Source organism: Sphingobacterium sp. MYb388 (assembly GCF_037479535.1).
GTDB lineage: Bacteria > Bacteroidota > Bacteroidia > Sphingobacteriales > Sphingobacteriaceae > Sphingobacterium > Sphingobacterium anhuiense.
The window spans coordinates 333589-345977 of the sequence record NZ_JBBGYV010000004.1; the positions used below are offsets into that span (position 1 = coordinate 333589).

The window sequence follows — 12389 nt, forward strand, 5'->3', positions numbered from 1 at the left end:
GAGAGCTAAAACAGAAAACAAAGATGAATCTAAAAGTGGCTTTGTTTTCATTTTGTTCAACTATCTTTGCTTTGCATTATTATTTTAACATGAAATTACTAAAAGACCGAATCTTAAAGGATGGTAAAAGCTTTGAAGGCGGAATATTAAAAGTTGATAGTTTTATAAACCATCAGATGGACCCTATTCTTATGAAATCTATAGGTGTAGAGTTTGTCCGTCGCTTTGGGAATCTACCAATGAATAAAATTATAACGATTGAAGCAAGTGGCATTGCTCCTGCAATAATGCTTGGATATTTATTAGAACTTCCCGTGGTATTTGTCAAAAAAGCTGTTCCGAAAACAATGAATAATATGTTAACGGCCTCGGTTTATTCTTACACCAAAGATAAAACATATGATATATGTGTAAGTACTGACTTCTTAACTAAAACTGACCAGGTAGTTTTTATCGACGATTTCTTAGCCAACGGAAATGCTTCTATTGGAGTTTATGAACTGGTAAAGAAAGCTGGAGCCACCATGCTGGGTATGGGATTTATTATTGAAAAATCTTTTCAAAAGGGAAATGAGCGCCTACAGGAATTAAATATTCAAATAGAATCTCTCGCACGTATTAAAACATTAGGTGATAATCTTATCGAGTTTGAAGACTAAAAATTACTTCAATCTAATTTAATCTTCTGGCATAACGCTATAACATCCGGTTATGGGGATCAACATTCATCATTAATACTAAGAGGCTTTAGTTTTAACACTATCGCCTCATTTTTAAGCTTGTGAAAATCATTTTAGTCCTTCTTCTCATGAAGCGGAAATTCATTACATCTTTGTTTTAAACAATCAAAAGTATTTCTAGTCATACTTAATATTAAAATCCTAAATTGTTTATATGATACTTTCAAAGCTTATCATATGTATACTTTTATCCAATATTTTACATTTCTGTAAATCAATATCAAAATAAATTATTGTAAATTGTACAAACCGGTTTTGATATCTCCTGATTCTAGTCTATCAATAATTTACAAATAAATACTTCTTTTTAAATGAAACAAAATCCCCTTCAAAATTGTTGATAAGACGTAAACTCCTATAATCTGCATTTTTATTAAATGGCTTATATGATGATGATTACAGATGGCTAAAGAGCGATTTTATGCTGAAAGATAAGAGATCTGTATAATAATTATGAAGTAATTTGTCATGAAATCAGGTTATAATAGATCGTAACCAGTAATTAAACGATATGAATATGATAGAAAAAACAAAAATTGGTATCTGGATGGACCATTCATTTGCCAACTTGATGGATTATTCAACAAATCCTATGCAGACTAAAACTATTGAATGCAACTTTACCCATGAGGATAAGGAAGAGGCACTAAAACGTAGTGAAAGTGTCATGCATAATAAAAAACAGAATGAGCTATCCGAATATTATAAAGAAATAGCTAAAATAATCAAACAGTATGATGAAGTACTCATTTTTGGTCCAACTGATGCAAAAATTGAGCTATACAATACTATTAAAGATGGTCTAGCATATGCTAAAATTAAAATCGGAATAAAACCTGCTGATAAAATGACCGAAAATCAGCAATACGCTTTTGTACGAACATATTTCACCACTAATTAATATTGAACAGATTCTTAAAACATCTGAGGGGAGACAAAACTTGATCAGCACTGAACTCCCCCTCTTGTATGATGTCTAAAAGGTAAATAAAATCAATATCAGTTCCTTTCATCGTCCTTAAAAACTTTCACCTATTCACTAAACACTCCAAAATTTATGATATTCCTGTTTTATAGCTAAATATATATGAAGAAAAATGCTGATGTTATTATTATTGGTGGTGGCCTTGCAGGTTTAACAGCTGCATTACATTTAACAAAAAAAGGATTAAATGTCACGTTAATTGAAAAATATAGTTATCCTCGTCATAAAGTCTGCGGGGAATATCTTTCAAAAGAAATATTACCTTATTTGAATTGGTTGAACTCAGACATTTTACAAGTATATCCAACAAATATTAACACACTTATATTTACACATCAAAATGGTAAAACTGCAAAAGCAGACTTACCGTTGGGAGGCCTTGGCATCAGTAGGTATTCGCTGGATAATTCTCTATATCTACAAGCAGTAAAAATGGGATGTACCGTTATTAAAGCTACAGTAACAAATGTAACATTTAATGAAAATGCATTCACAGTGATGACCGAAAATCAGATTTTAATAGCAGAAATCGTATTGGGAGCATTCGGGAAACGATCGAACGTGGATCAGGTACTAAAACGTAATTTTATGAATAAAACTGCCCCGTGGCTAGCCGTAAAAGGACATTATTCCGGAGAATTTCCTGATGATGTAGTAGCACTACATAACTTTAAGGGTGGTTATTGTGGTATTACAAAAGTTGAAGACAATATTATAAATATGTGCTACCTAGCTGATTTAAAATCATTTAAAAAGCACAAGAATATTACAGAATTTGAGCAAAATATTCTTTACAAGAATAAACACATCAAATACTTTTTTGAAAATAGCACATTACTTTTTGATAAACCACTTACAATAAGTCAAATATCATTTGATAAAAAACCGATCATCGAAAACCATATATTAATGATCGGTGATACTGCCGGCCTTATCCATCCCCTCTGTGGCAATGGCATGGCCATGGCTATGCACAGTGCTAAAATTTCGTCAGAGCTAATCGTCGACTATTACACAGGTAAAATCGTATCCCGAAAATTATTAGAAAAAAAATTCACACAACAATGGAAACAAAATTTCGAAAAGAGACTCTTAATCGGAAACCTATTATCGAAAGCACTTCAACATCAAACCATCACAACAGTATTGATCAGGATCGCAACGATGTTCCCCTCTCTTCTTCCTTTGATAATAAAGCAAACACACGGTAAAGCAATAACAATCAAATGAGAATAAATACCGATAATAGGACAGAAAAAACCGAATTAATGGATGATTTTTCACTCCAAGGTGAAGAATTACGAGAAGCTCTAGATAAAATTGCACGCATCAATCAATTTCTTGGAGGCAATAGTACTACACTTAATGGCGTAAAGCAATTATTAACACAGGTTGATCGATCTAAACATATCACTGTCGCAGATATAGGTTGCGGTAACGGTGATATGTTACGTATGTTAGCCGAATACGGTATTAAGAACAATATTAACTTTAAAATGATCGGTATAGATGCAAATGAATATACGATCAACTATGCTCGAAAATTATCAACAAGCTACGCTAATATTGACTATGTATGCACTGATATATTTGAAGAAAATTTCAAGACATTAAAATATGATATTGCACTTTGCACCTTAACTATTCATCATTTTACTAATGAAAAAATAATAGATTTAATCACTATCTTTAGTCATAATGCCTCTGTAGGAATAGTTATAAACGATTTACAGCGCAGCAAATTTGCTTATAGACTTTACCAAATGGTATGTTTTGTTTTTAGATTAAACAGGATGTTGCAAGAAGATGGATGTACATCGATATTGAGAGGATTTAAAAGAAATGAACTGCAAAGTTTTGCAAGAAAACTAAATTTAAAGAATTATACCATCCAATGGAAATGGGCCTTTCGTTACCAATGGATTATACCTAAAATATGAGTGTAAAGATCGTAACTGTTGCAAAACAACTACCGAAATATTCAAGCGATACAGTTGAAATACTTCCTATGCTAGATACTTGGCTTTATGGACAAGAAACACGTTTTATAAAAAAAGTAAAAAAAATATTTGAAGGTGCGGCAGTAAATACACGGTATTCAATTATGGATCCTATTGAAGTATTTACAGCAACTTCTTTTGAAGATAAAAATAACATTTACAGCCGTGAAGTTATTATCCTTGGTGAACAAGTGCTTGAGAAAGCACTTAAAAAAGCGGGATGGGATCCAAGCACCTTAGACTATATTATTACTGTAAGTTGCACCGGTATTATCATCCCTTCTTTAGATGCGTATCTTATAAATAAACTGAAACTACGACAGGATATCGTCAGATTGCCAGTTACAGAGATGGGCTGTGTAGCAGGAGTATCGGGTTTGTTATATGCCAAAAACTTCCTCAAAGGCAATCCTAACAAACGAGCCGCAGTAATAGCGATTGAAGCTCCGACTGCTACATTTCAACTGGATGATTTTTCAATGTCAAATATTGTAAGCGCGGCTATTTTTGGTGATGGGGCAGCTTGTTGTCTACTTTCTTCTTATGAAGAAGATTATGGTCCCACCATACTTGATGAACAGATGTATCACTTCTTTAATACGGAGCATATTATGGGATTTAAACTGACCAATAGTGGTTTGAAAATGATACTTGGCACTGAAGTTCCGGATACCATAGCACAACATTTTGGTGATATTATACATCCATTCTTAAAGAAAAATAATTTAGAGATCAGAGACATAGACCATATGATATTTCATCCCGGAGGAAAAAAAATCGTAATGACGGTCGAAAAACTATTTTCAGAGTGGGGTAAAAATATTGATCACACAAAAGAAATATTATTGCAATATGGCAATATGTCAAGTGCAACTGTTCTTTATGTCCTAGAGTGCGTCATGGATAAAAATCCCATACAGGGAGAATTAGGGTTGATGTTAAGTTTTGGTCCAGGATTTTCTGCCCAAGGGCTTTTATTAAAATGGTAATGTACAATGAACGTAAAAGATATTATAGCAAAATTACCCTATAGTAAACCATTTTTATTCGTCGATGAGTTGCTTCATATTGATGAAAATGGAAGTATGGGTACATATACCTTCGATGAAAATCTAGATTTCTATAAGGGACATTTTAAAGAAAAACCGGTTACTCCTGGAGTGATTTTAACAGAAACTATGGCGCAGATAGGTCTTGTTTGTCTCGGCATTTACCTTCTTAATAATGAGCTAAAAAATACTTCAATTGCATTTACATCTGTCGAAATGCAGTTTTTAAAACCTGTATATCCAAATGAAAAAGTTACTGTAATTTCTCAAAAAATATATTTTAGATTCGGCAAACTCAAGTGTAACATCAGTATGAAAAACGAAGCCGAACAGATTGTTAGTCAAGGTATATTTTCAGGAATGTTAACCACTGAGCTATGAACCGAGTTGTAATAACGGGATTAGGGGTCGTTGCTCCAAATGGAGTTGGCGTACCTGCTTTTACCGATGCTATTAAAAATGGTATATCTGGAATACGCCAGGATGAACAATTACAGCAATTGCAGTTTTCTTGTCAGATAGCAGGAAAACCCCAAATTACAGATGAAATAAAGTCAGCGTATTTTACCGATCTTGAACTTAGAGGTTTTAACAGTAGCGGAATACTATATGGCGTCATTGCAGGTGTTGAAGCTTGGAAAAATGCCGGACTTCCGATAGAAAATAATAATGAGCCTGATTGGGACAGTGGAACTATATTTGGATCAGGAACATCAGGCATTGATAAATTGCGCGAAAGTATCTATAAAATTGATGATTTGCAGACGCGTAAACTTGGTAGCAGTGTTGTTGCTCAAACTATGAATAGTGGTATAAGTGCATATCTGGGCGGAAAATTAGGACTAGGAAATCAGGTAACCACGAATTCTTCTGCATGCGCAACAGGGACCGAAGCAATCATAATGGCCTATGACCGTATAAGATCAGGAAAAGCAAAACGCATATTAGCCGGCAGCACTTCAGATAGCGGCCCCTACATTTGGGCTGGATTTGATGCTTTAAGAGTTTGCAGTTCTAAATATAATGACAATCCTGAAGCAGGCTCCCGTCCTATGAGTGCAACAGCAGCAGGATTTGTACCTGCATCCGGTGCAGGAGCACTAATTATTGAGGACTTAGAAAGTGCGCTAAAACGAGGGGCAAATGTTTACGCAGAAATTCTAGGTGGTAGTGTAAACTGTGGGGGACAGCGGGGAAATGGTACGATGACTGCTCCAAATAGCAAAGCTGTTCAAAGATGCATTATTGATGCTCTCAAAAACGCAGCTATTTCAGCAAATGATATTGACGCAATCAACGGTCATCTTACAGCAACTGCTAAAGATAGTATTGAAATAGAGAACTGGACAAAGGCATTGGGCAGAAGTCATGTTGATTTTCCCTACGTCAATTCATTAAAGAGCTTGATAGGACATTGCCTCAGTGCTGCAGGAAGCATTGAAAGTGTAGCTACAGTGCTGCAACTTCATCATGGGTTTTTATTTGGAAATACAAATTGCGATGATCTACATCCAGAAATAGCAACTCATATTGATGCCTCAAAAATACCGACAAAATCTTTTAACATTAATTTAAATGTAATAGCCAAAGCTAGCTTTGGATTTGGTGATGTGAATGCTTGTGTAATATTTAAAAAATTTGAAATTTAATCTTATGAATAAAGAAATGTTGATAGGTAAGTTAAAGGAAATCATAAAACCTTATACCACGAATTTAGAAGCATACGAAAACCTAAATGAAGACACCGATTTTATTAATGATCTTAACATCAATTCTGCAAATCTGGTAGATATTGTACTCGATATTGAACAAATATTTGATGTTGTCATCGATAATACTGATATGGAACGTATGTTAAACGTGAGAACAGCCGTCGAAATTATAGAAATCAAATTAGCGCAGAAGTGATTGGTAATGATATCATAGATATACAGAAATCCCGTCAAGAAAGTAATTGGAAACGACATGGGTTTCTGGAAAAACTATTTACAGAAGAAGAACAGTGCTTTATAGCCAATAGTTCTGATCCAGAAATTATAGTATGGCTGATGTGGAGCATGAAAGAAGCTGCGTACAAAATCCTAAATAGACAGACAAAAAAAAGAGAATTCATTCCTAAGAAACTGATTTGTAAAATATTATCACAAACCTGTTTTAGTGCAACTGGTCAAGTATTTTATATCGGAAATATCTATCATACAAGAACTTTTTTAGCTGATGATTTTATCCATACTATTGCTGTTAATGACTTAGAAGATCTAGATCTCGTAGTGGAAATAGACAAAAAAGAAATGCTAAAAGATATAAATGGAATACCTTGGTTATGTATTACAAACTCAAATCAATATAAAGCAGCTTCAAATAGCAACCATGGTCGCTTTGAAAAGACAGTGACAATTAAAAGTAAATAATTCTAAATCAGGATCAGTTTAATTGCGAAAGTTGCTGAAACCATTTTTAGACAAGGAAAAACTTTAATGATAATTAAATATGCTCACTAATACATTAGTATCCCTTTTTGAAAGAGATCTTAAAAAATTAATAACTGAAATAGAACTTTATGAAAATGAATCCAATATTTGGCGGATTGAGAAAAAGATCTTGAATTCAGCGGGAAATTTAACCCTCCATTTAATTGGTAACTTAAACACTTATATAGGTAAAGAGATCGGGAAAACTAACTATGTAAGAAATAGAGATCTTGAATTTTTAGAAAAAAATGTTCCGAGAAAAGATCTAATTACGAAAATAGAAGATACAATTGAAACTATTAGACTTGCACTAAGCCAAATAGCAGATGAAGAATTAGATAGCGAATATCCCATTTTAGTGTTTTCGAAAAAGACTTCAACAGAGTTTTTTTTAATTCACCTGACAACCCATCTCGCTTATCATCTCGGACAAATAAATTATCATAGACGTTTAATCGAAAGCTAAAAAAAATTAAATAAGTTGAATTTCAATATCAAAAATCCCAAATAAAAATTAGCAATTTAATAACAGAAAGACCAAAAATAAAAATCCGGCTAACTGTTGCTGATTATTTTCCTGCAAGGTTAAGTTGGATACTTTTAGTCACAATAGGTTTGATTCTAATAACTTGTAAAAGTTTGGGAGAGGCAGATGAATATGACAACTTGATTAATATTATCAAATTAGGGTAATTTTAGAATATTAAAAAAAGCCATTCTTAAAAAGAATGGCTTTACTATTTATGTAAATAAAGGTAGATTTATTTCAATTTCCAGATCGATCCCATCATAATCCAACATTCTTAATATAATTTAAAACGAGGTCGAATTACGCTCCTTCTAAACACTGTAAATGCGCAGGTTGTTTAATAGCAAAAATGGGACCAAAGAAGCTATCTATTAAAAAATAATTATTGTTTTGCATAAAAATGTTTCAGTAAAGCTTACAAATAAAAAACGCAGTAATTTATCGTATTAGATTATCGGAGGAATAATTGTTTTTACCGGAATGTGTTTAAGTCTAAAATATATAAAAATTGACTACTATTCTTTAAAGTTAATAATCTCTTTTCTATTAACCTTGTAAGTCATACTGTTATTATTATAACTTATAAGGCCATTACAAGGGATTTCCTTTCAAATAGTTCTTAACCACATTACGAATTCATCTTCTTTAGAACCTTTTCAAAAGTATTAATATTTCTACTTGTAAATTGATCTCTAAGTGTCTTTTTACCCAAAATCTTTCCAAATGCTGAATCAAGCGTGTTTCCTTTAGGGACCTGCCAGTAGAAAATATGATTAACTATTTCTGCGCTCTCATTGGTATTTTGTGTCGCGTCCTGAAATTCAGCCATTAAAACTGTTTCTATTCCAGTATCTCCGACAAATGCATAGATATGAAAATCCGTAGTCTTTTCAAAAGGAACACTTTCCCAATATAATACCGTATCACGCTCCGACTTTATAAATAAAACAGCGTCGTAAGAAAAATAAGCTGACATGGACTTTTCCAAAATTAACTTTAATTCGATCTCGTTTTTATCTGATGAAAAAACAATATTACCAGATGCGATTATGGACCTAACATCCTGCATTCCTGCATCCCTAAAAACCTGACATACATCAGTCATCTTCATGTTGGTTCCTTTGACATTTACACCCCTCAGAAAAGCACAGTACTTCATAATTCTTAAAAAATTAGATTAAAATTAAGTCAAAATACATACGATATATCATTATACGTTTATTTACAAATAGGACTCATTCATCAACTTGCAATTTCTTCAATATTAATTTCTCAGTTGGTAAATCATCTTCAATCCCAATAAAATAACTTTCAAATCCAAATTTTTCAAGTAATTTTTTAGAAGCCATATTTTCTGGATCAATAATTCCAATAACCGCTAAATCAGGATATAAATTATGCGCTACATCTAGTAATTTTCGACAGATTAAAGATCCTATTCCATTTCTCCAAAAATTCTTTTTTATAATATAACCTATTTCAAGAATGCTCTCATCATGCTTATATCGCTCCAACTTGCAATCTCCCACAAATTCATTTTCTTCAGTAAGAACCTTAAAATATCCTAATTCACGTTCCTTACTATTGATTTCAAGAATACGATCGAACTTTGCTCTAGCCTGATTTTCATTCAATCCATTTCCAGAAATATATTTCATTAAATCATCTTCACAAACAAGTGTTTTGAAAGAGTTAAAATCTTCCGGTCCATACTTCTGTAAGTTTATTTTCATTATCTTCTATGATAAAGTGATTTATAAAACAATATTACGTCTAAAAGCACACCCCAGCTCGATAATAGTCTCCGTTTTGGCAATACCTGCAATACTGTCTATTTTCTCATACAATAATTGTCTCATATGCTCATGATCTTTAGCGATGATCTTTAAATATAGCGTATAGTTTCCAGTAATATAGTAACATTCTGTTACCTCAGGAATTTTATGAAGCTCCTCAATTATTCTTTTTGAATCATGATCTTTTTCAAGAGATATTCCAGTAAAAGCTCCCCAATCGTAACCCAATTTTTTTTCGTCCAAAACAGGCTTAATTCCCGTAAGAATACCTTGATCCATAAGGCGTGTAATACGCTGATGGACCATTGTATTGGAAACTCCTAGCTCTGTAGCTATAGCAGAATACGCCATGCGTCCGTCTGCTTCGAGCTGTTTCAAAATCTGTATATCAAAATCATCCAAATGATTCATGGTTATTTTTAATTATTAAGTTTAGAGTTAAATTAAATTTAATAAGCTACTAATTGAGTGAATTTAAATCCATATTAGGCTATTAAAATTAAATATCGTACATTTATTTCATAATTCCAATTACAAATAATATGGCAGACTTAACAAATTTAGCAAAAAGCAATGCATTCATTGCAAAGGAAAATAAATATGGTGCCCACAATTATCATCCCTTACCTGTGGTTTTAGCAAAAGGAAAAGGAGTATTTGTGTGGGATGTTGAAGAAAACCGATACTTTGATTTTCTTTCAGCATACTCAGCGGTAAACCAGGGACATTGTCATCCAAGGATTATTAAAGCCTTAACCCAACAAGCTGAAAAGCTTACCTTAACTTCAAGAGCATTTTATAGTGATAAATTAGGTGATTTTGAAGAGTATCTTTGTAATCTGTTTGGTTATGATAAAGCTTTAATTATGAATTCCGGTGTTGAAGCCGTAGAAACAGCCATGAAGTTATGCCGTAAATGGGCTTACTTAGTTAAAGGGCTTCCTGCAAATCAAGCCAAAATAGTCTTCGCTAGTGGTAACTTCCATGGTAGAACCATATCCGTAATTTCTGCTTCAAATGATGATTCGGCAAGAAAAGATTTTGGACCTTTCTTAGATGGGGTTACACAAGTGCCTTATAACGACGTTCAAGCATTTGAAGAATTACTAAAAAATGATACGAACATTGCTGGATTTATTGTTGAACCCATTCAGGGCGAAGCTGGAATTATCGTTCCAAGTGATGATTATCTTTCTCGTATAAAAGCACTTTGCAAAGACTACAACGTATTATTTATAGTCGATGAAATTCAAACTGGTATTGCAAGAACAGGAAATATGCTAGCCTCTTTTGATATTAAAGATACCAATTCAAATACAAAGCCTGATGTTTTAATTTTAGGAAAAGCACTTTCTGCAGGTGTACTTCCGGTTTCTGCTGTTCTAGCAGACGATTATATTATGCTGACTATAAAAGCTGGAGAACATGGTTCAACATATGGTGGGAATCCCCTAGCCTGTGCAGTATCCATGGAAGCTCTTCAAGTGATCATAGATGAGGATTTAGCATTAAATGCTGAAAAAATGGGTAAAATATTCAGAGAAGGCCTTCAAGAAATGATGATAAGATGTCCCATAATTAAAGAAGTCAGAGGAAAAGGATTATTAAATGCAATTGTAATAGATAGCAAAGAAGAAGATAATACTGCTTGGGAAATTTGTCTAAAATTTAAGGAAAATGGATTATTAGCCAAACCTACTCACGGTAATAAAATTAGATTAGCTCCCCCATTAGTAATTACAGAAGATCAAATTACGGAAAGTCTATCAATTATAGAAAAATCACTTCATCAATTTGCACAAAAAATATGAATAGATCGATTAAATTAATTAAAAATAGATCGGATATTGGAGCAGGTACCCGCGGTTCCGACCTAGGGATTGACGCTATCGAAATTGCTGCAATTAATAAAGGAAGTCAATACTTCAATAACTATAATTTTATAGATATACAAACGCGCAATAACACAGTTTATGATCCGCTTGTTAATCCATTTGGTAAGAGAATAAAGCAGGTCTTACAGCAGTGCAAATTATTGGCAATAGCTGTTGAAGATAGCTTACTAGAAGAACAGTTTCCCCTGGTTTTTTCAGGAGACCATTCATCTGCAATTGGTACCATTAGTGGTATAAAGTCGGCATATCCAGAAAAAACATTAGGAGTAATATGGATAGATGCCCATGCTGATTTACATTCACCCTATACCACACCTTCTGGTAATTTACATGGAATGCCTTTAGCGGCGGTATTAGGTACGGACAATTTAGAAAATCAAATTAATAATGTTGATGCAGAAACCAAACAATATTGGAATAAATTAAAAACAATAGGAACTTCCCAAGCTAAAATAATAGCAGAACACCTGATCTACTTTGGTGTTCGCGATACCGAATTACCAGAAGAAAATCTAATTGCGGAACTGAATATAAAAAAATACCAAGTAGAGCAATTACGTGATATGGGAATTAAATCCTGTGTTCAGAGCACCCTTCAGCAATTGGAAGGATGTGACCATATTTATGTTTCATTTGACGTTGACAGTATGGACAGCGAGCTAATTTCTAACGGTACTGGTACACCAGTACCCAAAGGATTTAATCAAACGGAAATAACATCATTGCTTCAAGAAATTATTGCATCTAATAAAGTGGTTTGCTTAGAATTTGTAGAGGTAAATCCCCTTTTAGACAGTCAAGGGAATAGAATGGCAGAGGTTGCGTTCGAAATTTTAGACCAAGTGACAGCATCTATTGAAACTTTAAAATCAGTATCGTAATTTCGATATGATTTCTTGGAATTGAACAATTGAAAATAAGAAT

At 33.2% G+C, this 12389-nt stretch carries 15 protein-coding genes; 12 read left to right on the forward strand and 3 right to left on the reverse strand.

From position 1 onward, the window contains the following. Window positions 1-89: 89 nt before the first annotated feature. The 10 genes from xpt to WH188_RS15230 all read left to right on the forward strand — a co-directional run bounded on the left by xpt (window position 90) and on the right by WH188_RS15230 (window position 7711). Complete coding sequence (xpt, locus tag WH188_RS15185; RefSeq protein WP_339424285.1) at window positions 90-659, forward strand: xanthine phosphoribosyltransferase; 570 nt, start codon at window positions 90-92, stop codon at window positions 657-659. A 598-nt stretch (window positions 660-1257) separates the two neighbouring features. Next, a complete protein-coding gene (locus tag WH188_RS15190; RefSeq protein WP_339424286.1) occupies window positions 1258-1641 on the forward strand; it encodes a hypothetical protein in 384 nt (127 codons plus the stop codon). A 186-nt stretch (window positions 1642-1827) separates the two neighbouring features. Beyond that, window positions 1828-2955 (forward strand): NAD(P)/FAD-dependent oxidoreductase, encoded by a 1128-nt coding sequence (locus WH188_RS15195; RefSeq protein WP_021188346.1) that lies wholly within the window; start codon window positions 1828-1830, stop codon window positions 2953-2955. Further along, complete coding sequence (locus WH188_RS15200; RefSeq protein ID WP_021188345.1) at window positions 2952-3665, forward strand: methyltransferase domain-containing protein; 714 nt, start codon at window positions 2952-2954, stop codon at window positions 3663-3665. The genes WH188_RS15195 and WH188_RS15200 overlap by 4 nt, the downstream gene beginning before the upstream one ends. Next, on the forward strand, window positions 3662-4714 hold the full coding sequence (locus WH188_RS15205) for a type III polyketide synthase (RefSeq protein WP_021188344.1): 1053 nt from the start codon (window positions 3662-3664) through the stop codon (window positions 4712-4714). The genes WH188_RS15200 and WH188_RS15205 overlap by 4 nt, the downstream gene beginning before the upstream one ends. A 6-nt stretch (window positions 4715-4720) precedes the next feature. Then, window positions 4721-5155, forward strand: a complete 435-nt coding sequence (locus WH188_RS15210; protein WP_168126650.1) for a 3-hydroxyacyl-ACP dehydratase FabZ family protein — start codon at window positions 4721-4723, stop codon at window positions 5153-5155. Next, window positions 5152-6423, forward strand: a complete 1272-nt coding sequence (locus WH188_RS15215; protein ID WP_021188343.1) for a beta-ketoacyl-[acyl-carrier-protein] synthase family protein — start codon at window positions 5152-5154, stop codon at window positions 6421-6423. Before WH188_RS15210 ends, WH188_RS15215 begins: the two co-directional genes overlap by 4 nt. A gap of 4 nt (window positions 6424-6427) precedes the next feature. After that, the gene (locus WH188_RS15220) at window positions 6428-6682 is read left to right on the forward strand and encodes a phosphopantetheine-binding protein (protein WP_031287231.1); all 255 of its coding nucleotides are present in this window, start codon (window positions 6428-6430) and stop codon (window positions 6680-6682) included. Then, the gene (locus WH188_RS15225) at window positions 6679-7185 is read left to right on the forward strand and encodes a 4'-phosphopantetheinyl transferase superfamily protein (RefSeq protein ID WP_021188341.1); all 507 of its coding nucleotides are present in this window, start codon (window positions 6679-6681) and stop codon (window positions 7183-7185) included. The genes WH188_RS15220 and WH188_RS15225 overlap by 4 nt, the downstream gene beginning before the upstream one ends. A gap of 79 nt (window positions 7186-7264) precedes the next feature. Next, window positions 7265-7711 (forward strand): DUF1572 family protein, encoded by a 447-nt coding sequence (locus WH188_RS15230; RefSeq protein ID WP_021188340.1) that lies wholly within the window; start codon window positions 7265-7267, stop codon window positions 7709-7711. Window positions 7712-8402: 691 nt separating this feature from the next. Here WH188_RS15230 and WH188_RS15235 read toward each other — a convergent pair. The 3 genes from WH188_RS15235 to WH188_RS15245 all read right to left on the reverse strand — a co-directional run bounded on the left by WH188_RS15235 (window position 8403) and on the right by WH188_RS15245 (window position 9981). Further along, entirely contained in the window at window positions 8403-8933 is a 531-nt protein-coding gene (locus WH188_RS15235) for a DUF1697 domain-containing protein (RefSeq protein WP_021188339.1), read from the reverse strand. Window positions 8934-9009: 76 nt separating this feature from the next. Next, window positions 9010-9507 (reverse strand): GNAT family N-acetyltransferase, encoded by a 498-nt coding sequence (locus WH188_RS15240; RefSeq protein WP_183912912.1) that lies wholly within the window; start codon window positions 9505-9507, stop codon window positions 9010-9012. 21 nt (window positions 9508-9528) lie between these two features. Then, window positions 9529-9981 carry an Lrp/AsnC family transcriptional regulator gene (locus WH188_RS15245; RefSeq protein WP_132768379.1) on the reverse strand — a complete coding sequence of 151 codons (453 nt, stop codon included), beginning with the start codon at window positions 9979-9981 and terminating at the stop codon, window positions 9529-9531. A gap of 131 nt (window positions 9982-10112) precedes the next feature. On the opposite strand from WH188_RS15245, the gene rocD reads away from it, so the two are divergent. Beyond that, entirely contained in the window at window positions 10113-11381 is a 1269-nt protein-coding gene (gene rocD, locus WH188_RS15250; protein ID WP_339424287.1) for an ornithine--oxo-acid transaminase, read from the forward strand. Continuing rightward, window positions 11378-12346 (forward strand): arginase, encoded by a 969-nt coding sequence (locus tag WH188_RS15255; protein WP_168126653.1) that lies wholly within the window; start codon window positions 11378-11380, stop codon window positions 12344-12346. Before rocD ends, WH188_RS15255 begins: the two co-directional genes overlap by 4 nt. Window positions 12347-12389: the final 43 nt, after the last annotated feature.

Excerpts from the sequence above, each read along its gene's own strand:
- xpt (WP_339424285.1), top strand. The coding sequence starts at position 90 with ATGAAATTACTAAAAGACCGAATCTTAAAGGATGGTAAAAGCTTTGAA.
- WH188_RS15190 (WP_339424286.1), top strand. The coding sequence starts at position 1,258 with ATGATAGAAAAAACAAAAATTGGTATCTGGATGGACCATTCATTTGCC.
- WH188_RS15195 (WP_021188346.1), top strand. The coding sequence starts at position 1,828 with ATGAAGAAAAATGCTGATGTTATTATTATTGGTGGTGGCCTTGCAGGT.
- WH188_RS15200 (WP_021188345.1), top strand. The coding sequence starts at position 2,952 with ATGAGAATAAATACCGATAATAGGACAGAAAAAACCGAATTAATGGAT.
- WH188_RS15205 (WP_021188344.1), top strand. The coding sequence starts at position 3,662 with ATGAGTGTAAAGATCGTAACTGTTGCAAAACAACTACCGAAATATTCA.
- WH188_RS15210 (WP_168126650.1), top strand. The coding sequence starts at position 4,721 with ATGAACGTAAAAGATATTATAGCAAAATTACCCTATAGTAAACCATTT.
- WH188_RS15215 (WP_021188343.1), top strand. The coding sequence starts at position 5,152 with ATGAACCGAGTTGTAATAACGGGATTAGGGGTCGTTGCTCCAAATGGA.
- WH188_RS15220 (WP_031287231.1), top strand. The coding sequence starts at position 6,428 with ATGAATAAAGAAATGTTGATAGGTAAGTTAAAGGAAATCATAAAACCT.
- WH188_RS15230 (WP_021188340.1), top strand. The coding sequence starts at position 7,265 with ATGCTCACTAATACATTAGTATCCCTTTTTGAAAGAGATCTTAAAAAA.
- WH188_RS15235 (WP_021188339.1), bottom strand. The coding sequence starts at position 8,933 with ATGAAGTACTGTGCTTTTCTGAGGGGTGTAAATGTCAAAGGAACCAAC.
- WH188_RS15240 (WP_183912912.1), bottom strand. The coding sequence starts at position 9,507 with ATGAAAATAAACTTACAGAAGTATGGACCGGAAGATTTTAACTCTTTC.
- WH188_RS15245 (WP_132768379.1), bottom strand. The coding sequence starts at position 9,981 with ATGAATCATTTGGATGATTTTGATATACAGATTTTGAAACAGCTCGAA.
- rocD (WP_339424287.1), top strand. The coding sequence starts at position 10,113 with ATGGCAGACTTAACAAATTTAGCAAAAAGCAATGCATTCATTGCAAAG.
- WH188_RS15255 (WP_168126653.1), top strand. The coding sequence starts at position 11,378 with ATGAATAGATCGATTAAATTAATTAAAAATAGATCGGATATTGGAGCA.